Annotated in this window: 23 protein-coding genes; 13 read left to right on the top strand and 10 right to left on the bottom strand. The window is 64.9% G+C overall.

Features of this window, described 5'->3' with window-relative positions:
* Position 1: 1 nt before the first annotated feature.
* Genes CH289_RS13990 through CH289_RS13980 form a run of 3 tightly spaced genes read right to left on the bottom strand, consistent with a single transcriptional unit; the run spans position 2 to position 3,479 of the window.
* Complete coding sequence (locus CH289_RS13990) at positions 2 to 352, bottom strand: UBP-type zinc finger domain-containing protein (protein WP_019666617.1); 351 nt, start codon at positions 350 to 352, stop codon at positions 2 to 4.
* Entirely contained in the window at positions 349 to 1,827 is a 1,479-nt protein-coding gene (locus CH289_RS13985; RefSeq protein WP_019666618.1) for an ATP-binding protein, read from the bottom strand. Before CH289_RS13985 ends, CH289_RS13990 begins: the two co-directional genes overlap by 4 nt.
* Positions 1,824 to 3,479, bottom strand: coding sequence for an NAD(P)/FAD-dependent oxidoreductase (locus tag CH289_RS13980; RefSeq protein ID WP_019666619.1), 1,656 nt, complete (start codon positions 3,477 to 3,479; stop codon positions 1,824 to 1,826). The genes CH289_RS13985 and CH289_RS13980 overlap by 4 nt, the downstream gene beginning before the upstream one ends.
* A 430-nt stretch (positions 3,480 to 3,909) precedes the next feature.
* Here CH289_RS13980 and CH289_RS13975 point away from each other — a divergent pair, with 430 nt between their 5' ends.
* A complete protein-coding gene (locus CH289_RS13975; RefSeq protein WP_019666621.1) occupies positions 3,910 to 4,701 on the top strand; it encodes a DUF1206 domain-containing protein in 792 nt (263 codons plus the stop codon).
* Positions 4,702 to 4,707: 6 nt separating this feature from the next.
* Here CH289_RS13975 and CH289_RS13970 read toward each other — a convergent pair whose 3' ends face one another.
* On the bottom strand, positions 4,708 to 5,649 hold the full coding sequence (locus CH289_RS13970; protein ID WP_019666622.1) for a helix-turn-helix transcriptional regulator: 942 nt from the start codon (positions 5,647 to 5,649) through the stop codon (positions 4,708 to 4,710).
* Positions 5,650 to 5,737: 88 nt separating this feature from the next.
* Here CH289_RS13970 and CH289_RS13965 point away from each other — a divergent pair, with 88 nt between their 5' ends.
* From CH289_RS13965 to CH289_RS13940, 6 genes are all read left to right on the top strand, one after another.
* Positions 5,738 to 6,142: a VOC family protein gene (locus CH289_RS13965; RefSeq protein ID WP_020112582.1), complete on the top strand. Its 405-nt coding sequence runs from the start codon at positions 5,738 to 5,740 to the stop codon at positions 6,140 to 6,142.
* A 119-nt stretch (positions 6,143 to 6,261) separates the two neighbouring features.
* Positions 6,262 to 6,720 (top strand): SRPBCC family protein, encoded by a 459-nt coding sequence (locus CH289_RS13960; protein ID WP_020112583.1) that lies wholly within the window; start codon positions 6,262 to 6,264, stop codon positions 6,718 to 6,720.
* Between the two features lie 69 nt (positions 6,721 to 6,789).
* The gene (locus tag CH289_RS13955) at positions 6,790 to 7,062 is read left to right on the top strand and encodes a GlsB/YeaQ/YmgE family stress response membrane protein (RefSeq protein WP_019666625.1); all 273 of its coding nucleotides are present in this window, start codon (positions 6,790 to 6,792) and stop codon (positions 7,060 to 7,062) included.
* A gap of 103 nt (positions 7,063 to 7,165) precedes the next feature.
* Positions 7,166 to 7,882 carry a phosphatidylserine decarboxylase gene (locus CH289_RS13950; protein WP_179276802.1) on the top strand — a complete coding sequence of 239 codons (717 nt, stop codon included), beginning with the start codon at positions 7,166 to 7,168 and terminating at the stop codon, positions 7,880 to 7,882.
* A gap of 6 nt (positions 7,883 to 7,888) precedes the next feature.
* A complete protein-coding gene (gene pssA / locus CH289_RS13945; protein WP_019666627.1) occupies positions 7,889 to 8,749 on the top strand; it encodes a CDP-diacylglycerol--serine O-phosphatidyltransferase in 861 nt (286 codons plus the stop codon).
* 13 nt (positions 8,750 to 8,762) lie between these two features.
* On the top strand, positions 8,763 to 10,934 hold the full coding sequence (locus tag CH289_RS13940) for an AAA family ATPase (protein ID WP_019666628.1): 2,172 nt from the start codon (positions 8,763 to 8,765) through the stop codon (positions 10,932 to 10,934).
* Positions 10,935 to 10,938: 4 nt separating this feature from the next.
* Here the strand turns inward: CH289_RS13940 and CH289_RS13935 are convergent, their stop codons facing one another.
* From CH289_RS13935 to CH289_RS13915, 5 genes are all read right to left on the bottom strand, one after another.
* Complete coding sequence (locus tag CH289_RS13935; protein ID WP_019666629.1) at positions 10,939 to 11,691, bottom strand: isocitrate lyase/PEP mutase family protein; 753 nt, start codon at positions 11,689 to 11,691, stop codon at positions 10,939 to 10,941.
* Between the two features lie 61 nt (positions 11,692 to 11,752).
* Positions 11,753 to 12,106 carry an NUDIX hydrolase gene (locus CH289_RS13930; protein ID WP_033188689.1) on the bottom strand — a complete coding sequence of 118 codons (354 nt, stop codon included), beginning with the start codon at positions 12,104 to 12,106 and terminating at the stop codon, positions 11,753 to 11,755.
* 38 nt (positions 12,107 to 12,144) lie between these two features.
* Positions 12,145 to 12,555, bottom strand: coding sequence for a VOC family protein (locus CH289_RS13925; RefSeq protein ID WP_094728061.1), 411 nt, complete (start codon positions 12,553 to 12,555; stop codon positions 12,145 to 12,147).
* A gap of 5 nt (positions 12,556 to 12,560) precedes the next feature.
* The gene (locus CH289_RS13920; protein WP_020112586.1) at positions 12,561 to 13,037 is read right to left on the bottom strand and encodes an SRPBCC family protein; all 477 of its coding nucleotides are present in this window, start codon (positions 13,035 to 13,037) and stop codon (positions 12,561 to 12,563) included.
* A gap of 68 nt (positions 13,038 to 13,105) precedes the next feature.
* Positions 13,106 to 13,435 carry an ArsR/SmtB family transcription factor gene (locus CH289_RS13915; protein ID WP_019666633.1) on the bottom strand — a complete coding sequence of 110 codons (330 nt, stop codon included), beginning with the start codon at positions 13,433 to 13,435 and terminating at the stop codon, positions 13,106 to 13,108.
* Between the two features lie 255 nt (positions 13,436 to 13,690).
* Here CH289_RS13915 and CH289_RS13910 point away from each other — a divergent pair, with 255 nt between their 5' ends.
* From CH289_RS13910 to mnhG, 6 genes are read left to right on the top strand one after another with little or no spacing between them, the layout of a single operon-like run.
* The gene (locus CH289_RS13910) at positions 13,691 to 16,534 is read left to right on the top strand and encodes a Na+/H+ antiporter subunit A (protein WP_037163874.1); all 2,844 of its coding nucleotides are present in this window, start codon (positions 13,691 to 13,693) and stop codon (positions 16,532 to 16,534) included.
* Positions 16,531 to 17,163, top strand: coding sequence for a Na(+)/H(+) antiporter subunit C (locus CH289_RS13905; protein ID WP_019666635.1), 633 nt, complete (start codon positions 16,531 to 16,533; stop codon positions 17,161 to 17,163). Before CH289_RS13910 ends, CH289_RS13905 begins: the two co-directional genes overlap by 4 nt.
* A complete protein-coding gene (locus CH289_RS13900; protein WP_037163876.1) occupies positions 17,160 to 18,800 on the top strand; it encodes a Na+/H+ antiporter subunit D in 1,641 nt (546 codons plus the stop codon). The genes CH289_RS13905 and CH289_RS13900 overlap by 4 nt, the downstream gene beginning before the upstream one ends.
* Positions 18,801 to 18,805: 5 nt before the next feature.
* Positions 18,806 to 19,453, top strand: a complete 648-nt coding sequence (locus CH289_RS13895; protein ID WP_230594354.1) for a Na+/H+ antiporter subunit E — start codon at positions 18,806 to 18,808, stop codon at positions 19,451 to 19,453.
* On the top strand, positions 19,450 to 19,707 hold the full coding sequence (locus tag CH289_RS13890) for a monovalent cation/H+ antiporter complex subunit F (protein ID WP_019666638.1): 258 nt from the start codon (positions 19,450 to 19,452) through the stop codon (positions 19,705 to 19,707). The genes CH289_RS13895 and CH289_RS13890 overlap by 4 nt, the downstream gene beginning before the upstream one ends.
* A complete protein-coding gene (gene mnhG, locus CH289_RS13885) occupies positions 19,704 to 20,048 on the top strand; it encodes a monovalent cation/H(+) antiporter subunit G (RefSeq protein ID WP_019666639.1) in 345 nt (114 codons plus the stop codon). Before CH289_RS13890 ends, mnhG begins: the two co-directional genes overlap by 4 nt.
* Here the strand turns inward: mnhG and CH289_RS13880 are convergent.
* Entirely contained in the window at positions 20,011 to 21,330 is a 1,320-nt protein-coding gene (locus CH289_RS13880; RefSeq protein WP_020112588.1) for a phosphatase PAP2 family protein, read from the bottom strand. The two genes, mnhG and CH289_RS13880, sit on opposite strands and share 38 nt — an antisense overlap.
* Positions 21,331 to 21,340 lie beyond the last annotated feature (10 nt).

Below are 21,340 nucleotides of genomic sequence, written 5' to 3'. Positions count from 1 at the left end.
GTCAGTTGAGGTAGTTCTGCCACCCCGACGGCACGCGGTCCGCGGGCCCCGGCGTCGACTGATCGAGCGGATGATGCTGCGGCGGAGCAAGTTCCGGCCCGTCGTACATCTGCTCGTCGGCGTAGCTGTAGTACCAGCTCTCCCCCGGTTCGAAGCTTCTGATGAACTGATGGCCGGTGCTTTCGGCGTGCTTGCTCGCATGCTGCGACGGAGACGAATCGCAACACCCGACGTGCCCGCACTGCGCGCACCGACGAAGGTGGAACCACCAACCGTCGCTGGTCGAACATTCGAGACACCCCGGTCCCGACGGCTCGGCGGTGACATCGATTCCAGGAATCGGCTCGGTCATGACTCCCCCTCTGTCGCTTCGGTTGTGGGCTCTGCTTCGGTTGCCGGCTCGATGGGAAGCCTGACGACGAAACGCGTGTTTCCCGGCTCGGATTCGACACGTAGGTCGCCGTGATGCTTCTTGACGACGATGCGCCACGAGATGTCGAGGCCGAGGCCGGTTCCCTCACCGACCGGTTTGGTGGTGAAGAAGGGCTCGAAGATTCGTGAACGGATGTTCTCCGGCACTCCGGGCCCGGTGTCGCCGATCTCGACCAATACGTGGTCGTGATCGAGTCTCGTTGCCACGGTCAGTGTTCCGGCCCCGTTCATCGCCTGCACGGCGTTGTCGACGAGGTTGGTCCACACCTGATTCAGTTCCGCCGCGTAGGCGGGAATCGGAGGCACTGCCGGGTCGTAGTCCTTGACCACCGAAATGTCGTCGCCGATCTTCCGTGCGAGCATCACCAGAGTGCTGTCGAGCAGTTCACGTAAGTCGATCGTCTGGTACGGCGCTCGATCCATCTGCGAATACTGTTTGGCCGCACCGACGAGCGTCGACACCCGGGTCGTCGAATCGGCGATCTCGTTCATCAGCAATTCGGTCTCGACGGTGTAGTTGAGCCAGCGGATCGCACCTTCGAGCGTCTTTGACTCGTCGACGGTGGCCGCGACCTTGTCCAGCCACGCGATGTCGAGGCCTGCCTGCACGAACGTCGGAGCCAGATCCCACCCACCCGCGATGCCGTGATCGTCGAACCAGTCCCCCAGTTCGTCCTCCGCATCCGACGCCTCGAGCGGCGACAGCTTGGGAGCCTTCGCGACCAGCTCGACGGCTTCCTCCTGCAATCCGACGAGGGAAGTCAGCGACGCCGGGTCGAGCGAACCGTTCGCGATCATCTTCAGCTTCTGGCGCATGTGGGCGACCCGATCGCGCAGCGCATCCGTCGCCCGTACCGCTGCCGCGGCCGGATTGTTCAGCTCGTGCGTCAGGCCGGCGGACAACGACCCGAGCGCCAGCAGTCGCTCACGCTGGTCGACGATCTGCTTGGTGTTGAGCGCACCGACGAACAAGCCCTCGAGCAGATGCAGCGCCATCGGAAACCATTCCTCGACGATCTCCGCGAAACACGCCGCGTCGAGCACGAAGAACCGCGATGTCTCGGTCACACGCATCGAACTCGGGTACGTCTGCGGCACCCGATCACGCAGATACGCCTGCCACGCACCGGCGTACACCCCGCGCTGAGACGTCCGGCTGATCACCATCTCCTCGCCGCTGGAGTTCTTCGTCAGCACCAACGAACCGTCCATCAGCACGTAGAAGCACGTGGCAGGTTCACCCTCGCTGAACACGGGCCCTGGCTCGATGATCTCGATGTGCCCCTCGTGGCACAGCTTCTCCACCTGCTCGTCCGACAACTTCTCGAACAGGAACAGCGTCTTCAGCTCCTCCGGACTACACCGCAGCGATCCGGGGTCGCTCTGCACGCTCACGGGTTCGCCAGGTATCTGTGCACCAGCATCACGGCCATCGCTCCCTCTCCCACAGCCGACGCGACGCGTTTCGCCGAGTCGGATCGCACGTCGCCGGCCGCGAACACGCCGGGGACACTGGTCTCGAGATGGTGCGGCAGCCTGTCGCGATCCCATCCCGTCGGTCCCTTGCCGTCGACCACCAGATCTGGTCCCGTGACGACGAAGCCGTGCTCGTCGCGCACCACGACACCGTCGAGCCACTCCGTCCGAGGTGCCGCACCGATGAACAGGAACAGGTACTGCCCGGGAACCGTCTCGTCGGTGTCCGTCACCCGGTTGTGCAGGGTGATGGACTCCAGGTGATCGTCGCCGCCGACGCCCACGACCTCGGTGCACGTCCGTACCGTGATTCGCGGATGATCCTCGATCTGCTTGATCAGGTAGTACGACATCGATGCTTCGAGCGACTGCGCACGGATCAGAATTGTCACCGACTTCGCTCCGCGGGCCAGGTACACCGCTGCCTGACCGGCCGAGTTGGCGCCGCCGACGATGTAGACGTCCTGCTCCGCGCAGCGCGCGGCCTCCGTCATCGCCGATCCGTAGAACACTCCGCGGCCGGTGAACTTCTCGATGCCGGGCGTCGCCAACTGCCGGTACGCCACCCCCGTCGACAGGATCACGGTCTGAGCGTCGATGCTCCGACCGTCCGCGAACCGAATCGTCCGGGCCGAACCGTTGGCCTCGAGCCCGACGACGTCCTGCGTCGTCACCACCTCGGCGCCGAACTTCAACGCTTGCCGACGCGCACGCTCGGCCAACTGAGCACCGGACACGCCGTCGGGAAATCCCAGGTAGTTCTCGATACGGGAACTCTGTCCTGCCTGCCCACCCGTCGCGGTGCGCTCGATGAGCGTCGTGCGCAGTCCTTCCGACGCGCCGTACAGCGCCGCACCCAGACCTGCCGGTCCACCACCGATGACGACCAGGTCGTAGAACTCACCGGACGGTGTCGTCGTGAGGCCGAGATGATTGCCGAGTTCCGAGTCGGACGGCGCACACAGTGCTGTGCCGTCCGCAGTCACGATCACCGGGCACACGGTGTCGTCGACACCGGCCGACGTCAGCAGCCGCACCCCTTCGGGGTCGTCGGCCATGTACCAGCGATACGGCAGCTGATTGCGAGCCAGGAATTCCCGAACCTCCGACGACCTCGCGGACCAGCGGTGGCCGATCACCTTGGTTTCCTCCACCGGCCGGTGATCGCTGGACGCCCAAGCCTCGAGCTGAGCGTCGAGCACCGGGTAGAGCTTCTCCTCCGGCGGATCCCACGGCTTGAGGAGGTAATAATCGAGGTCGATGACGTTGATGGCATCGATGGCCGCGTCGGTGTCGGCGTACGCGGTCAGCAGGACCCGGCGAGCCGCCGGATACAGGTCCATCGCCTGCTCGAGAAATTCCATGCCGTTCATCTGCGGCATCCGGTAATCGGCCAGCAGGATCGCGACCGGCTGGCCGCGCAGTTTCAGTTCTTTCAACGCATCGAGCGCCTGAGCACCGGACTCGGCCCTGATGATGCGGTAGTTCTCGCCGTAGTGGCGACGAAGATCGCGTGCGACGGATCTGGATACACCCGGATCGTCGTCGACGCTGAGAATTGCAGGCTTCATGACCCTCCCGGTCGGGCAGCTACTTGAAGACAAGTATGCCGCGCCGGACGTCACCGCGCCTTGGTGCCAGCAGGGGTGCCGGCAGGGGGTGTCAGACCTGCCCGCGCCGGATGAGGTCGATTTCCTGGGCGGTCAACAAGCGCTCGAGCTTTTCGCTCGGCCACTTCCTTGGACTTCCGCTCATCCGCGCCGATTCGAGCAGCGGCACGCCCGAGCCTGGACGACGCAAGATCGAATGAAGGTTCACGATCGATCACTCCGAACAAAATTCGTTTTGGCCTGATTCCTCGTTCGTTGCATCGCCCAGTCTTCGCCTCTCGTTACCGTTCGCGGGTGAGGCGCGCTGAAGAAGTTTCGACGCATGTGCGTTTCGTCGGGTTCGCAGCCGGGTAAAGAGATGGATTACCAATCGACAAGTCGGGGGCACGAAATGAGCGCAACAGGCGCCGCGGAAACGGTCCAGAACAACACGTGGTTCGAACGAGCAGCCCGGGCCGGTCACTTCGTCAGCGGGCTGCTGCACATCCTCATCGGCTACATCGCCGTTCGACTCGCCTTCGGGCAGGGCGGCAACGCCGACCAGTCCGGTGCGCTCGCCGAACTGGGCAGCAAACCCGGAGGTGCCATCGCACTGTGGGTCGCCGTCGTCGCGTTCGTCGCACTCGCACTGTGGCGAGTCATGGAAGCCGTCGTCGGCAAGAAGTCGGATCAGGACGAAGGCAGCGCGATGGACCGGCTCAAAGCCGCCGCCCTCGCCGTCGTCTACCTGGCGTTCGCCTGGTCCACCTTCGGCTTCGCCAAGGGCTCCGGACAATCGAGCGGTCAACAGAACGCAGGCATGACCGCGCGATTGATGGAGAACGGATTCGGCAAGATCGTGCTGATCGTCGTCGGACTCGTCGTGATCGGTGTCGGCGGCTACCACGTCTACAAGGGCGTATCGAAGAACTTCCTCGACGACCTGGAAGGCAACCAGAGCAAAGGCGTCGAGTATCTCGGCATCGCCGGGTACGCCGCCAAGGGTGCCGCATTGATCGGCGCCGGAGCACTGGTCGTCGTCGCGGTGTTCACCTCCGACCCCAGTAAGGCCACCGGCATCGACGGCGCCGTCAAGACGCTCGGTGAACAACCGTTCGGCCAGATACTCCTGGTCCTCGCCGGCGTCGGCATCGCGCTCTACGGCCTGTACGCCTTCGTCCTCGCTCGTCACGCACGCATGTGAGGGCCTCTACCCGTAGAGGGAGGTGAGTTCGGATCCGATTCGCGCGAGCTCGGCTCGCACCGAATCGGATTCGACGACCTCGAGCTCGGCACCCCAGCCCGCCAGGTGCTGGGCGATCATCACCGGCGCAGGCGCGGAGACCGTTGCCCTCAGCCGTCCGTCGACGACGTTCTGCACCACACAATGCTTGCCGAACTGCGCCTGCAGCACCGACAGCAACCTCTCCGGGATCTCGACGACCGCCGACGTCGCGCGCTGCCGGTCTTCCACGGTCTCGACGACGGACGCCCACGCGTCGGCGAGATCGAAATCCGCCGGACGCGAGAACACCGTGTCGGTGGGCGCGACCTCGGACATCCGGTCGAGGCGGAACGTCCGCAGGCCGTGAGCCGTCGATGCGATCAGATACCAGTGCCCGTTCTTGTCCACCAGCCCGAGTGGACCGACCTCGCGGTGCCCGGGCCCGGTGTGACCGAACGTCTTGTAACCGAACGTCACGTTCACTCGCCGAACCACCGCGCGCTGCAGCAGTCCGACATGCTCCGAGCCTGCGGACAACTCCTGCCCCCACCTGGCCGGATCGATCGTCGTCGCATCGGCCGCGGCTTGCGCGTCGACCCTGAAGGGTTCGGGTAACGCCTTCACCAGCTTGCGCACCGCGGCCTTGGCGTCCGGCGACAATGCGGCGCCCGGACCGACCAAAGTGAACAACGCCTGCGCTTCCGTGGAACTCAGTCCGGTCAGGTCCGTGCGTGCGCCACCGATCAGTTGCCATCCGCCGTTCCGACCCGGTTGCGGATAGACCGGGATACCGGCGGACGACAGCGATTCCAGGTCCCGGCGTGCTGTCGAGGCCGACACCTCCAGTTCTTCGGCGACCTCGGCTGCGGTGATCCGCCCACGGGTCTGCATCAGGAGAAGTGTCGCCACGAGCCGGTCTGCGCGCATGCAGGAAAGTATCCCTCCGAAAGTGCTCAGAAGATGAGCACTTTTGCGTGCATAGTCGACTCCACAACCACGAGAGAGGGAGAACGCAATGCTCAGAGGACTCAGCAACATCAGCTTCTACGCAGACGACGTCGACGCGGCAGGCCACTGGTACACCGACATCCTCGGAATCGCTCCGTACTTTCGCCGCGACAACCCGGACGGAACACCGGGCTACATCGAGTTCCGAGTCGGCGACTTCCAGCACGAACTGGGCATCGTCGACCGCAAGTACGCGATCCCGGGAACCTCGAAGTCCGAATCCATCACCTTCTGGCACGTCGACGACCTCGCCGGATCGCTCGAGAAGCTCCTCGCCGCAGGCGCAACACTGCACGACGAGATCCGAGCCCGCGGCGAAGGCTTCGACACCGCATCCGTGGTCGACCCTTTCGGCAACGTCCTCGGCATCATGACCAACCCTCACTACCTGGAGATGCTCGGGCGGGCGTGACGTTCCCCGTGCTCGATCATCGTCGGGGATCCCCGCCGGAACGGGCGGAAGTGCCACGCCACACCTACCCTGTCGACTACGTTTACCTGTAACTATCGGTTGCATCTACGGAGGAACACGTGAGCAAGACCCTCGAAGCCAGCATCGACGTCGACGCCAGTCCCGAGCAGGTGTGGAAGGTCGTCTCGGATCTGAAGCGCATGGGTGAGTGGAGTCCTCAGTGCAAGAAGATGAAGGTCTTCGGTGGCGATGTCCGCAAGGGCACGACGACGCTCAACATCAATCGGAAGGGCCTGCTGGTCTGGCCGACCACGGCGAAGGTCGTCGAATTCCAGCCGAACAAGGCCATCGCGTTCCGCATCGCGGAGAACAAGACGATCTGGTCCTACACACTCACCCCGTCGGCAACGGGAACCACCGTGGTGGAGAAGCGTGAGGCCCCGACGGGCACGAGCGCCGTGTCCGGCTTCCTCGTCAAGAACGTTCTCGGCGGCATCGAGCAGTTCGACGTCGAACTCGTCGACGGAATGAACAAGACCCTGCAGCGCATCAAGTCGGAAAGCGAGCGCGCTCGGTAAAATGTTTGACGAGTGAAGTTTCTGGGCAGCCCCAGTTGTCAAACGGCAACAAACAAAAAGGGGCATGACATGACACCCGCACTCGGTTTCATCGGTTGGATCGTCATCGGCGGCTTGGCCGGATGGATCGGTAGCAAGATCATGAAGACGGACGCATCGATGGGCATCATCTTGAACATCGTCGTCGGCATCATCGGAGGATTCCTCGGCGGCTGGTTGCTCAGCGTCTTCGGAGTCGATGTCAAGGGCGGCGGCCTGATCTTCAGCTTCCTCACCTGCCTGCTGGGCGCAGTGATTCTGCTGTTCATCGTCAAGGCTGTGACGGGTCGCTCGAGGACCTGACGGTCACTGCTCGTTCCCGGCTGCCGGGGCTTCTCACGTACTGTGTGAAGCCCCGGCAGTGTCCGTTTCAGGCACTGCCCCCAGAGATGTTCTAAGGAGCGAAGTGGCCCGCCGTCCAGCCCCGATCGGTCAACCACCCAGCAGCGGCATAGCGCATGTCGCCGAGCTGGTGAAAAACACCGTTCCGCCGCTGCATCCAGCAGGCCTTCCCTTCGTCGCCGGGCCGCTCGCGGTCGCTGCACTCGGCCGCAGGCACAAGTGGATCCGCCGGGCCGGACTCACCGCGGCCGGCGCGTGCGCCACGTTCTTCCGCCACCCCGGCCGCGTTCCGCCGAACCGTCAGGGCGTCGTCGTCGCACCTGCGGACGGGCTGATCACACTCGTCGACACCGCGGTGCCGCCCGCCGAGCTCGATCTCGGAACCGAGGCCGTTCCCCGCGTCAGCATCTTCCTCTCGGTCCTGGACGTGCACGTGCAACGCGTGCCCGTCGCCGGCGAGGTCGTCGAGGTCGTGCACCGCAAGGGCCAGTTCAAATCCGCGGACCTCGCCGAGGCGAGCGAGGTCAACGAACGCAACAGCATGCACATCCGCACCCCGTCGGGACACGATCTCGGAGTCGTGCAGATCGCCGGGTTGATCGCTCGACGCATCGTCAACAACGCGAAGGTCGGCGACGCCTTGACCATCGGTGACACCTACGGCCTCATCCGGTTCGGCTCCCGGGTGGACACGTACTTCCCTTCCGGTTCGACTCTGCTGGTCGAACCGGGCCAGCGGGCAGTCGGAGCCGAGACGGTGCTCGGCGAGCTTCCCCGATAGCCGGCGATGATCACCAGACGCGCCCGCCCGCCCGCAGCCGTCCGATTGCTGCCGTCCGTCGTCACCATTCTGGCGTTGTGCGCCGGCTTGTCCGCGGTGAAGTTCGCCCTGGACGGTCAGCTGGGAACCTCGCTGGCGATGATCGGCGCGGCCGCGATTCTCGATGCACTCGACGGCAGAATCGCCCGGTTGCTCGACGCCACCAGCCGCATCGGCGCCGAACTCGACTCACTCGCCGACGCCATCTCCTTCGGCGTGGCACCGGCTCTCGTGCTGTACGTGACGCTGTTGGAAGGTTCGAGCAGTGGATGGATCATCGCGTTGGTGTACGCGGTGGCGATGGTGCTGCGTCTGGCACGGTTCAACACTCTTCTCGACGAGGACGACTCACCCGGTTACGCCAGTGAGTTCTTCACCGGCGTCCCGGCGCCCGCCGGTGCGCTGATCGTGCTCACCCCGATCGCGGCGTTCCAGGAATGGGGTGACGGCTGGTGGTCGTCGTTCTACGTCGTCGTCGGCTGGACCGTGTTCACCGCGGGCCTCGCAGTCAGCCGCATCCCGACTCTCGCCCTCAAAACAGTCTCGGTTCCGCCGCGAATGGCAGCCGCGCTTCTGATTCTGGTGGCGCTGGCCGCTGCCGCGTTGATCACGTATCCGCTGGTTCTGCTGATGGTTCTCGTCGCGATGTACCTGGCGCACATTCCGTTCGCCGTTCGGTCGCAGCGCTGGGTCGCCGCCCGCCCCTACACCTGGGACGCCAAGCCGGCGGAGCGTCGAGCGGAGCGCCGGGCCATCCGCCGGGCGCCGGGCAACAACCGTAGGTCCGCAGCCAGGCTCGGCCTTCGTCGCCCGAAGAGCCCCCGATGAGCGAGACGTCACGGTGACCGCACCGGAGTTGGTGCTGACCGCGCGGCTCAACACGTCGGCTGCGGATGCGCGCCGAGGAGTCGTCCGGCTGCACCCGGAGGTGTTGGCGGCCCTCGGTATTCGCGAGTGGGACGCTGTTGCACTGATCGGCGCGCGCCGGACCTCGGCTGTGGTGGGCACAGCACCCGACGGCACCCCGCAGGGCACAGCACTGCTCGACGACGTCACGCTGTCCAACGCGGGCATCAAGGAGGACGGCTCCATCGCCGTCGCTCCCGTCACCGTGTACGGGGCCAGGACCGTGACGCTGTCCGGTTCGACGCTGGCCGTCGGATCCATTCCCGACGCGACGCTGCGCAAGGCCCTTCTCGGGAAGGTTCTGACTGCGGGCGACACCGTCTCGCTGCTGCCACGGGATCTCGGTCCCGGTACCAGCACGAGCGCCGCGACCCAGGCATTGTCACGTTCGTTCGGGGTTGCGTGGACCAGCGAGCTGTTGACGGTCTCGGCCACCGATCCGAGCGGAGGTCCGGTCAGCGTGCAACCCAACTCGGCCGTCAGCTGGGGCACCGGAGCGCGAACACCTGTGTCGGACAGGAACGAACAGCCACCCGCCGCAGCCGAGCCCGCGCCGGTCGAGGTCAAGGAGCTGGTCGGGGTGGCCGCTCAGCAGTCGAAGTTGACCGAGTGGCTTCGGTTGGCCCTCGACGAATCGGAACTGCTGGCCACGTTGGGTGCGTCGCCGCATCTGGGAGTCCTGATCACCGGTCCGGCGGGAGTCGGAAAGTCGACGCTCGCACGTGCGGTTCTCGCCGGCCGGCCGGTCGTCGAACTGGACGGTCCGTCGATCGGGGCACTGGAAGCCTCCGCGCGCGTCGACGCCGTGGCGTCCGCGTTCGAGCGGTTGCGCGCCGGCGGGGTTCTGCTCGTCACCGACATCGACGCGTTGCTGCCTGCGACTGCGGAACCGGTGTCCACTCTGGTGCTCGAGAAACTGAAACGGGGTGTCGACACGCCCGGAATTGCCTTGGTGGCCACCACCGCTCACCCCGAGGCGACCGACGCACGCCTGAGGTCGCAGGACCTGTGCGATCGAGAACTGACGCTCTCGCTTCCCGACGGCGCAGGCCGAACCGCTCTACTGGAACATCTGCTGCGCGCCTCCCCCACCGAGGGTCTGATCCTGGGTGACATCGCTCTGCGCACACCGGGATTCGTCGTCGCAGATCTGGCGGCGCTGGTGCGCGAGGCAGCTCTGCGTGCAGCATCGCGAGCCAGCGCCGACAAGGCGGATCCGAAGATCCTGCAGAGCGATCTGCTCGGCGCCCTCGACGTCATCCGCCCACTGTCTCGTTCGGGTTCCGAAGAACTGGCGATCGGCAGCATCACGCTGGACGACGTCGGCGACATGGTGGAAACCAAGCAAGCCCTCACCGAAGCCGTACTGTGGCCCCTTCGGCATCCGGACTCGTTCTCGCGGCTGGGAATCGAACCTCCCCGCGGGGTTCTCCTCTACGGGCCTCCGGGATGCGGAAAGACGTTCCTGGTTCGCGCTCTCGCCAGTTCCGGCCAGCTGAGCGTGCACGCCGTCAAGGGTGCCGAGCTGATGGACAAGTGGGTCGGATCCTCGGAGAAGGCGGTGCGAGAGCTGTTTCAGCGCGCCCGCGACTCGGCGCCGTCGTTGATTTTTCTCGACGAGGTAGACGCGCTCGCACCCCGACGCGGACAATCGTCGGACTCCGGCGTCGGAGATCGCGTCGTCGCGGCACTGCTCACCGAACTCGACGGCGTCGAACCTCTGCGTGACGTCGTCGTACTCGGCGCAACCAACCGACCGGATCTGATCGACCCGGCGCTGCTGCGACCGGGCCGACTGGAGCGTCTCGTGTTCGTGCCGCCCCCGGATGCCGACGCGCGCAAGGACATTCTGCGTGCCACCGGCAAAGCAGTCCCCCTCGCCGACGACGTCGATCTCGATGCCCTCGCCGAGGATCTGGACGGATACTCGGCGGCGGACTGCGCGGCACTCCTGCGCGAGGCCGCTCTGACGGCCATGCGCCGGTCGATGGATGCGGCCGACGTCACCGCAGCAGACGTGGCGACCGCACGCGCGACGGTGCGCCCCTCGCTCGATCCCGAGCAAGTGGCGCACCTCGAGGCCTACGGCTCGCGCACTTCGCCGTGAGTGCCTAGTTCCAGCGCGCGAGGATCTTGCTTGCCTCTCCGGCCAGCGCACCCTGGAAGAGCGGTCCGAAGCTGATCCGGCCGACTCCGAGCGAGGCGAAGTGCTTCAGATCGCCGTCCGCGGGGTTGGCGATGGCATTGATGGGCAGCGGAAGCTCCTCGGCCAGACGCTTGTAGTCCGCGTCGTTGTGGAAGCCGACAGGGTAGAGCGAGTCGGCGCCGGCGTCGGCGGCGAGCTTCAACCGGGCGATCGCGCGGTCGACGCGGTCGTTCTCGTCACCGATCTGCTTGACGAACAGGTCGGTTCGGGCGTTGAGGACGACGTGAACGTCGGTGGCGTCCGATGCTGCACGCAGCGCGCCCACGAAGTCGGCGTGCTCCTGAGCTTCACGCAGACGTCCACCTTCGCTGTGCACCGTGTCCTCCACGTTGAGGCCGACGGCGCCCGCGGAGACGAGGCCCTCGATGAGACGCTTGGGGTCCTCGCCGTATCCGGACTCGATGTCGACGGACAGCGGGACGTCGACGGCGGAGGTGATCTGGGAGATGCGTGTGAGCAGCTCGTCGAAGGTGATGCCCTCGTTGTCGGGCTTACCGATGGAGTCGGACACCGGGTGGCTTCCGACGGTGAGTGCTGTGAATCCAGCCGAGACCGCGAGGTTGGCCGACCATGCGTCCCACACCGTCGGCAGCACGACGGGGTTTCCGGGCTGGTGGAGTTCGAGGAGGGTTGTTGCCTTCTGGGACAAGCTCGTCATGGAGACTCCTAATGCGTCGAGGCGGGAGAACGTGCGTTCTCCTACCGACAACGTACCCGCATCAGTCGATCAAATCGAGCGCTTGCATCCGGTCGAACACCATGAGCGACCCCGGAGCGACATCCGGCATCGACGCGTACTCGTCGCGAGTGAAGAAGCGAATTTCCGCGATCTCGCTGGTCGGCGTCGGTTCCGACGCCAATCCCGCGATGAAGCAATGGATCTCGAGCTCGGTTCCCGCGGGATGCCCCCACGCCTCGCACTCGAACACATCCAGCAGCCGAGCGTCGACCACCGCCGCGTCGAGCTCCTCGCGAATCTCACGGTGCAGCGCCTCGAGAGGCGTCTCGCCCGGATCGATCTTGCCTCCCGCCATGTAGAACGCCGACTTCCCCACCGAACGAGCCTGAATCATTCGTCGACCCCGGACGAACGCCAGCCCAGCAGTCCTGATCACTGGTTCCGCGGGATCAGCGGCTTGTCCGCCCGCACCTTCAACTGCTGCACCGCCCAGGTGTTGCCGTCGGGATCGGCGAACCCGAAGAAGGTGCCCCCGTCCCTGTCGTCGAACACGGTGATCTCACCGGCCTCGACACCGCGGGACAGCAACTCCTCACGGGCGGCGTGCGCGTCGGACACGACGAGTTGCAGCCCCTTCAACGAACCCGGTTCCATCCCACGCTGCGACGCCAGCGACCCGACGACGATCGAGCATCCCGACCCTCGCGGCGTCAGCTGCGCAATGTGCATGTGCTCGTTGCGGGTGTCGTGGTCGAGATCGAACCCGACCTTGTCCCGGTAGAACTCGATCGACCGATCGAGGTCCGACACGGGTACGACGACCACTTCCAAAGTCCAGTCCACGACGGTCAGCTCCTTCCGAGGATCGCGTCGAGACGCTCGTACCCCTCGGAGACGCCTCTCTCCATTCCGCTCTGTGCCATTCCGTCGCGCGATTCGACGGACGGATAGGCCGACGCGATCTCGAGCCGAGTCCGACCGTCACCGAGGTCGACGAAGGTCAACGCCTCCAGGCTGACGACGTCGGGGAAATCCTCGTACTCGAACGTCTGGATGGCGAACTCGTTCTCCCGCACCACATGGAAGACGCCGCGGAATGCGAATGTCGCTCCTTCGGGGTTAGTGTGCACGTATCGGTAACTGCCGCCGGTCACGAACTCGTAGCGCTCGATCGCCATGTCGTATCCGTTGGGCCCGAGCCACTGCTCGATCAGCTCGGGTTCCTTGTGCGCCCGGAACACCGCCTCGACGGGAGCGTCGAATTCCCGGGTGATGGTGATGAACGGCAGGCCGTCGGGGACGGTGATGGCAACTGGATTCGTCATGACTTCTCCTTCTCGAACGAACGGCGTTTCGACTCGCCTCTTGCCTAAATTCGTTCCGCAGGCCCCACTCACTCTGCGAGCAGCTTGTCGAGCTTGCGGAACTGCTGTTCGTGGATGATGCGGTACTTGTCGATCCACGCGGTGAGCTGTTCGAGCCGGTCGGGATTCAGGTGGACCGGCCGACGCTGTGCGTCTCGGGTCCTTGTCACCAGGCCCGCATTCTCGAGGACCTGGATGTGCCTGGACACCGCTTGCTTGCTGATTTCGAACGGCTCGGCGAGATCGTTGACCGTCTGCGGGCCGCGGCTCAAGCGGGCGACGAGTGCTCGACGGACCGGGTCGGCGAGGGCCGTGAAGGCTTCGTCGAGTCGATCGTCGTCGGCGGCTCGAGCGCCCATTGTCAACCACTTCCTTTATCAACTGAACTGTTGATTACAGTACGACGCGAACGCCTCCGAGTCAACGAAAAGGTGCAAACAGTACCGAATGGCAGCGCGTCGACCACGCAAAGTAGGATGGAGTGAACTTATACTCGCCGGCCGAGCACACGGCTCGCGAGCATATTTTCCGTTTGTTCGCCTACTCGACGCCGCCCCACGACCACCGCGTGATCCGCGCCAGGATCACGCGACCCGAGACGACGGAGTACGTTTTTGCTCGCTATTTTGCTCGCGCACACGGTTGCGGCCGTGTTCGCGCCCTTGTTGGTCCGCTGGTGGGGCCGTAACGCATTCTTTCCGCTTGCACTGGTGCCACTCGTCAGCCTGGTGTGGGTGTTCGCCAATTGGAACACCGAACAGTCTCTGAACATCGAGTGGGTCCCCGGCCTGTCGATGGACCTGGACATGCGGTTCGATTCACTGGCCGCGATCATGTCGCTGCTCGTGCTCGGTATCGGCGCGCTGATCCTCGTCTACTGCGCCCGGTACTTCGAGGACGACGAACCACGACTCGGCATCTTCGCCGCCGAGATGGTCGCGTTCGCCGGCGCCATGTTCGGACTCATCACCGCCGACAACATGTTGGTGCTCTACATCTTCTGGGAGATAACGACAGTTCTGTCGTTCCTGCTCGTCGGGCATTACGCCGAGCGCGCATCCTCGAGACGCGCCGCCACCCAGGCGCTGTTGGTCACCACCGCGGGCGGTCTCGCGATGCTCGTCGGAATCATCGTCCTCGGTCAGGTGGCCGGCAGTTACAACCTGTCCGACGTGGTCGCCGACGCGCCGTCGGGATGGCTTGCCGGCGTTGCCATCGTGCTGATCCTCATCGGTGCGCTGTCGAAGTCCGCCATCGTGCCACTGCATTTCTGGCTGCCGGGTGCCATGGCCGCACCGACACCCGTCAGTGGGTATCTGCACGCGGCGGCGATGGTGAAGGCGGGCATCTACCTCGTCGCTCGCCTCGCCCCGGGATTCGCCGATTCCGGCCCCTGGCGCGCGACGGTGATCACCCTCGGTCTGTTGTCGATGATCCTGGCGGGATGGCGTGCGCTGCGCGCATTCGATCTCAAGCTGATCCTCGCGTTCGGCACGGTCAGTCAGCTCGGCTTCCTGATGGTGCTGGTGGGCATCGGTTCCGAGAAGGCGATGCTCGCCGGTCTGACCATGGTCATCGCCCATGCGATGTTCAAGGCCGCACTGTTCATGGTGGTCGGCATCATTGACCACACGACGCACACTCGCGACATCCGCAAGCTCGCGCACCTGGGCAAGAAGGCACCGCTGTTGGGCGCCGTCGCCGCACTTGCCGCGGCCAGCATGGCGGGGCTGCCCCCGTTCCTCGGGTTCGTCGGCAAGGAAACCGCACTGTCGGCGGTCATCGACACTCCGGCGCTCAATCCTGCCGTCGCCTGGATCGTCGTGGCGGGCATGGTCGTCGGGTCCATCCTGACCGTCACCTACAGCATCAGGTTCGTGTGGGGAGCGTTCGGGCGCAAGCAACTCAAGCGACCGAGCCCCGCGGTGAAGAACATGCACGAGCCCACGGCGCTCTTCCTCGCAGCACCGGCCTTCCTCGCTCTTCTGGGTGCAGCCGCAGGAATCTTCTCGCCCGTCGTCGACGCCATCGTCAGTCCGTACGCGGCCACCGTCGATTCCTACGGGCAGGCTCCGTACCACCTCGCCCTGTGGCACGGCGTCAACCTGCCGCTCGGGTTGACGGTCGTCGTCGTCACCGGCGGTGTCGGTCTGTTCATCGCGCACCGCATGGTCAACCGCCTCAAGTTCGAGCATCCGCCGCTCGGCAACGCAGACCGGGTCTACGACGCGGTGCTCAAGTCGATGGACACCATCTCGCTCCGTCTGACCGGCACCACCCAGCGAGGATCGCTGCCTCTGACGCAGGGAACGATCCTGCTGACGCTGGTGCTGCTTCCGATGGCGGTGCTGGCGTTCGGACGCGAACCCGGACTGGATTTCGTCCTGTTCGACACTCCACTTCAGGTCATCGTCTCGCTCATCATGATCTCCGGGGCGCTCGGCGCGACGGTGATGCGCAACCGCCTCGCCAGCGTCATCCTCGTCGGCCTCACCGGCTACGGCTGCGGCGTCATCTTCGCGGTGCACGGTGCACCGGATCTGGCGTTGACCCAGTTCCTGGTGGAGACGTTGACTCTGGTCGTCTTCGTGCTCGTGCTGCGGAAACTGCCCGCCGAGGTCGACGACCGGGGCGCAGCCGGGTCGAGGTTGCCTCGCGCAGCCCTCGCGATCGCCGTCGGCGCGACGGTCACCGTCCTCGGAGCGTTCGCGATGAACGCGCGCAGCACCGACCCGATCTCTCTGCAACTTCCCGACGCCGCCTACCTGCTGGGCGACGGCAAGAACATCGTCAACGTTCTCCTGGTGGACATCCGTGCGTGGGACACGCTCGGTGAGATCTCGGTGCTGCTCGTCGCGGCCACCGGCGTCGCATCGCTGGTGTTCCGCAACCGACGCTTCGGCAGCGCACCCCGCGTCTCGGATGCGCCGGCAACCGATTCCGACAGCCCCTCCGGCACCGACACGACGTGGTTGCTGGGCGGAGACCTGATCGATCCTCGGCATCGGTCGTTGATCCTCGAGGTCACGACTCGCCTGATCTTCCCGACGATCATGGTGCTGTCGGTGTACTTCTTCTTCTCCGGACACAATGCGCCGGGCGGCGGATTCGCCGGTGGACTGACCGCGGGTCTCGCGCTCGTACTGAGGTACCTCGCAGGCGGCCGATACGAACTCGGCGAAGCCGTTCCGATCGACGCAGGCAAGATCCTCGGCCTCGGCCTGATACTCGCGTCGGGCACCGCGATCGCGTCGATGTTCCTCGGCGCCCCGGCGTTGTCGTCGGCGACCCTCGAGGTGACCCTGCCGATACTCGGTGACATCAAGTTGGTCACCGCATTGTTCTTCGATCTCGGTGTCTACCTCATCGTGGTCGGTCTCGTACTCGACGTCCTCCGAAGCCTCGGTGCACGTCTCGACGCACAGGTGGAGATGCAGAGCCAGGTGAAGGCCCGATGACCGCGAACCTCGGCATGCTGATAGTCGTCGGCATCCTCGTCGCGACGGGGGTGTACCTGCTTCTGGAACGCTCGATCACGAAGATGCTGCTCGGACTCCTGTTGTTCGGCAACGGAATCAACATCCTGCTGCTGACCGTCGGTGGCCCGACGGGCAATCCCCCGATCGTCGGCAGAACGACGTCGATCCACGAGACCATGGCGGATCCGTTGGCGCAGGCCATGATTCTGACCGCCATCGTCATCACGATGGGTATCGCGGCGTTCGTGCTGGCACTCGCGTACCGCTCGTTCACGCTCAACACCAAGGACGACGTCGAGAACGACCCGGAGGACACCAAGGTCTCCAAGCGCCGATCCATGGCCGACATGCCGGACCGCGACCGGTCCGACGACCCGGTCACCGGTGAGCCGAGTTTCAGTGGCGACGCCTTCGACAGCCAGGGCAACCCGATTCCGATCGAGGAACTCAAGAACATCGAGGACCTCGAGTGCTACGAAGACTTGCACGAGGGTGACTTCGACGACGACGACGAACCGGACTTGAAGGGCCTCGACGGCATCGACAGCGCAGTGAAGGACACATCCAAACCCAGCGCCAAGAAGCGCAAGAAGGGAGGCTCCGAATGAGCATCCCCGCAAGCACCATCAGCGCTCTCACCCCGCTACCGGTCCTGATCCCCTTGTTCGCCGCAGCGTTGACACTCGTGGCGGGCAGGAGGCCACGGGCCCAACGCGTCATAACGATGGTCTCGCTGACGGCCATCGTCGCCGTGTCGGCATTCCTGCTGTACCTTGCCGACCGCGACGGAACGTTCGCGCTGCAGGTCGGTGGTTGGGACTCCCCGATCGGCATCTCACTGGTCGTCGACCGCCTCTCCGCACTGATGCTGCTGGTCAGCGCGATCGTGCTGCTGGCGGTCATGGTGTATTCCATCGGTCAGGGCATTCGCGACGGCAACGAGAACCAGCCCGTCTCGATCTTCCTTCCGACGTATCTGGCGTTGAGCGCAGGCGTGTGCAACGCGTTCCTCGCCGGCGACCTGTTCAATCTGTTCGTCGGATTCGAGGTTCTGCTCGCCGCGTCGTTCGTGCTGCTCACTCTCGGAGCCAGCGCCGACCGCGTGCGTGCAGGCGTCTCGTACGTCATGGTGTCGATGGTCTCGTCGCTGATCTTCCTGTTCGGCATCGCGCTGGTCTACGCCGCGACCGGCACACTGAATCTGGCGCACATCGCCACCCGCCTGGACGACGTACCGTCGGGCACCAGGACGGCGATCTTCGCGGTCCTGCTCGTCGCCTTCGGCATCAAGGCTGCGGTGTTCCCGCTGTCCACGTGGCTTCCGGACTCCTACCCCACCGCCCCGGCCCCCGTCACCGCGGTGTTCGCCGGTTTGCTCACCAAGGTCGGTGTGTACGCGATCATCCGTGCACACACGCTGCTGTTCCCCGACGGAGGCCTGGACAACGTCCTGCTCGTGTGCGGTCTGCTCACGATGCTCGTCGGTATCTTCGGTTCCATCGCACAGAGCGACATCAAACGACTGCTGTCGTTCACTCTCGTCAGCCACATCGGGTACATGGTGTTCGGCGTCGCACTGTCCACGCAGTCCGGACTGTCGGGAGCGATCTACTACGTGGCGCACCACATCATCGTGCAGACGACGCTGTTCCTGGTCGTCGGACTCATCGAGCGTCAGGCCGGGTCGTCCTCGCTGCGACGTCTCGGCGGTCTGGCCGCCGCGAGCCCCGTGTTGGCGATCATCTTCCTCGTGCCCGCGTTGAATCTCGGTGGTATTCCGCCGTTCTCGGGCTTCATCGGGAAGGTGGCGCTGTTGCAGGCCGGTAGCGCCGAGGGCAGCGTCCTCGCGTGGATCCTCGTTGCCGGCGGCACCATCACCAGCTTGCTGACGCTGTACGTGATGGCCCGCGTGTGGACGAAGGCGTTCTGGCGTGCGCGCGCCGACGCTCCCGAGGGAGACCTCGCGGACAACAGCCCGTCCGCTCTGCTCGACGATTCCAGCGACATCCAACTCGCGGACCGCGAGGACGTCGGCCGTATGCCCGCGTTCATGCTCATCCCGACGGTAGGGCTCGTCGCAGTCGGATTGGCGCTGACGGTCTTCGCGGGCCGCATCATCGACATCAGCGACCGCGCCGCCGCCGACCTTCGCGATCGCTCGGTCTACATCGACGCCGTACGAGGTGCCGAGTTCCTCGGAGACAAATCCATGGACCAGGTCGCCGGAGAAGAGGCTGGACGATGAAATATCTGAACCGCTTCGTCCTGCTGCGCCTGTGGATTCTCGGCTGGCTCACCGCCGTGTGGGTGTTGTTGTGGGGCAACGTCAGTGCCGCCAACGTCCTGGGCGGAATCGTCGTCGGCCTCGGGATCATGATCCTGCTTCCGTTGCCGAAGGTGCCCGTCGAAGGTCGAATTCACCTGTGGTCCTTGCTGAAGCTGACCTTCTGGTTCTTCTACTACGCCGCCGAGTCGTCGGTGAACGTCGCCTGGCTTGCGGTCCGCCCCAAGGCTCCGCCGGTCACCGGTGTTCTCCGCTGCCGCATCGCCATCAAGTCCGATCTGGTTCTCACGTTGTTCGTCGACGCCATGAATCTCGTTCCGGGAACCATGGTTCTGGAGATCGATCAGACCAGGCGCCTGCTCTACGTACACGTGCTGGACATGGGCAGCCAGAAGGCAGTCGATTCGTTCTACGCCTACGTACGTCACCTGGAGAAACTGTTCATCGCCGCGTTCGAGCGTGATTCCGACTGGAAGCCGAGCCCGCTTCACTTCCAGGAGTACGAGCGGTACCACGGAGTCCTGGGCGACGACATCGCGTCGGCACCGGGTACGGACGGCACTTTCCGGGACGACAAGAAGACCGACGACGAACGAAAGGGTGAGTGGAAGTGACCGTCGTACTTGCCGTTTCCGGCATCCTGCTCATCGCTGCAGCCGTCGTGACTGCCTACCGTCTGCTCGACGGGCCGAGCACACTCGACCGCCTCGTCGCCATGGACACCATCCTCGCGGTGTCGATGTGCGGGCTGGCGGTGTGGGCTGTCTACAGCGCCGACACCACCATCGTGCCCGCGATCGTTGCACTGTCGCTGGTGAGTTTCATCGGATCCGTCAGTGTCGCGAGGTTCAGGGTGAGGGACGAATGAACACGGTATTGGAAGTAATCTCGGGCATTCTGATTCTGCTGGGCGCGATCCTCGCGTTCACCGCGGCCGTCGGGATCGTGCGCTTCCCGGACACGCTGTCACGCATGCACGCCGCGACGAAGCCTCAGGTCGTCGGCCTGCTACTGGTGCTGGCGGGCGCCGTGATCCAACTGCGAGGCAACGTCGACATCTGGATGCTGGTGCTCGTCGGGGTGTTCACCCTGGTGACGGCTCCGGTCATCGCGCACACCGTCGGACGTGTCGCCTACCGCGAGCAGCGTGGTCGCGACGGACTGCTGATCGTCAACGAGATGGAGACGAACGAAGGGGACGATCGCTGACGGTGCTGTTCGCGAAGAACGTCGCGTAGAACATCCCGATCACCGATCCCATCGCGATCAGGATCAGCGGCCCGAACAGCTCCGGATACGTTCCCATGGGGACGGCGAGGTAGCGGTAACAGAGCAACAACCCCACCATCGTCGCGACGCCGAACGCGACCATCCGGATGCGGGCAGGATCTTTCAGCCCGCGCTCGGGGTCGCGCAGCACCGATTCGAGGGTCAGGCACAGTACGACGCCTGCGACCAGGTCGATACCGTAGTGATAGCCGAAGCCGAGCGTGGCGGCCAGGGTGCACACCAGCCACACCGTTCCACCCCATCGGAGCCACCACGGACCACGCCTCGAGTGGATGAACAAGCTGAGCGCCCAGGCGGTGTGCAGCGACGGCATGCAGTTACGGGGAGTCAGTTCGTCGAAACCGATGGCCGACGGCGATGCGTCGAACGGGACCAGCGTCGGCCAGTAGTTTCCGAGCTGGAACCCCTCGCCGGCCGAACCGAATGCGAAGACCGGGCCGACGACGGGGAACAGCACGTAGAAGACAGGTCCGACGAGGCCGATGAGAAGAAATGTTCTGACCAGGTAGTGCGACGGCCACAGTCCGGTGCGCGAGACGCCACGTAGTTGGTAGATCGCGATGGCGATGGCGGCGACCGGGAGCTGGATGTAGACCCAGTGCAGCACCGCGTAGACGATCGGGCCGAGCGCATCGAGCCAGCTTCCGACGATCCACGACGGGTTGCCGAGCGCGTGGTCGGCTAGTTGCGCGTACTCGTCCAGGACGTAGGGCCGGACGATGGTGGTGATCTGCAACCATGCGTCGCCGCCCTTGGTGGCGAGGATGAGCAGTCCGCCGAGGCAGACTGCTCGGATGCCGCCGGCGTCGCGGCGCCAGATGGTGAACACGGCCAATCCGGCCAGTGCGATCACGGCTCCGTTGCCGACGACGAACGGGTGACCGGCTTCCAACCGAGCGAGCGCGCCCACGGCATCGATCAGTACGGCGATTCCGAGTGCCCACAGCCGAATCGGCATGCGTACGCCGACGAGGGCCAACGCCAGACCGCCCCACGGCACGGCCATCGACTTGGGGGTGCCGAAGAAGTCGTTCCAGATACTCGGAAGCGGGCCGGGGAAACCCTTCCAGAACGCGACGACCTGCAGCGATGCGAGGAAAATTAGAACGACGACAGCGCCGACACCGTAGACGCGTAGTGCGCCCGGCGCCGCTCTCTCGACGTGTGACGTTCGCTCTTCCCCCTGAAGCACGTCGTTCATAGTAAACGGA

The organism is Rhodococcus sp. RS1C4 (assembly GCF_002258225.1).
GTDB classification, from domain to species: Bacteria; Actinomycetota; Actinomycetes; order Mycobacteriales; family Mycobacteriaceae; genus Rhodococcoides; species Rhodococcoides fascians_E.
The sequence above is the reverse complement of the archived record's forward strand: the minus strand, read 5'-3'. Positions and strand labels throughout refer to the sequence as shown.

Coding starts and splice junctions, on each gene's coding strand:
- pssA (WP_019666627.1), top strand. CDS start 7,889: ATGATCACCAGACGCGCCCGCCCGCCCGCAGCCGTCCGATTGCTGCCG.
- CH289_RS13900 (WP_037163876.1), top strand. CDS start 17,160: ATGAGCATCCCCGCAAGCACCATCAGCGCTCTCACCCCGCTACCGGTC.
- CH289_RS13920 (WP_020112586.1), bottom strand. CDS start 13,037: ATGACGAATCCAGTTGCCATCACCGTCCCCGACGGCCTGCCGTTCATC.
- CH289_RS13915 (WP_019666633.1), bottom strand. CDS start 13,435: ATGGGCGCTCGAGCCGCCGACGACGATCGACTCGACGAAGCCTTCACG.
- mnhG (WP_019666639.1), top strand. CDS start 19,704: ATGAACACGGTATTGGAAGTAATCTCGGGCATTCTGATTCTGCTGGGC.
- CH289_RS13880 (WP_020112588.1), bottom strand. CDS start 21,330: ATGAACGACGTGCTTCAGGGGGAAGAGCGAACGTCACACGTCGAGAGA.
- CH289_RS13965 (WP_020112582.1), top strand. CDS start 5,738: ATGCTCAGAGGACTCAGCAACATCAGCTTCTACGCAGACGACGTCGAC.
- CH289_RS13980 (WP_019666619.1), bottom strand. CDS start 3,479: ATGAAGCCTGCAATTCTCAGCGTCGACGACGATCCGGGTGTATCCAGA.
- CH289_RS13975 (WP_019666621.1), top strand. CDS start 3,910: ATGAGCGCAACAGGCGCCGCGGAAACGGTCCAGAACAACACGTGGTTC.
- CH289_RS13970 (WP_019666622.1), bottom strand. CDS start 5,649: ATGCGCGCAGACCGGCTCGTGGCGACACTTCTCCTGATGCAGACCCGT.
- CH289_RS13935 (WP_019666629.1), bottom strand. CDS start 11,691: ATGACGAGCTTGTCCCAGAAGGCAACAACCCTCCTCGAACTCCACCAG.
- CH289_RS13955 (WP_019666625.1), top strand. CDS start 6,790: ATGACACCCGCACTCGGTTTCATCGGTTGGATCGTCATCGGCGGCTTG.
- CH289_RS13905 (WP_019666635.1), top strand. CDS start 16,531: ATGACCGCGAACCTCGGCATGCTGATAGTCGTCGGCATCCTCGTCGCG.
- CH289_RS13930 (WP_033188689.1), bottom strand. CDS start 12,106: ATGATTCAGGCTCGTTCGGTGGGGAAGTCGGCGTTCTACATGGCGGGA.
- CH289_RS13990 (WP_019666617.1), bottom strand. CDS start 352: ATGACCGAGCCGATTCCTGGAATCGATGTCACCGCCGAGCCGTCGGGA.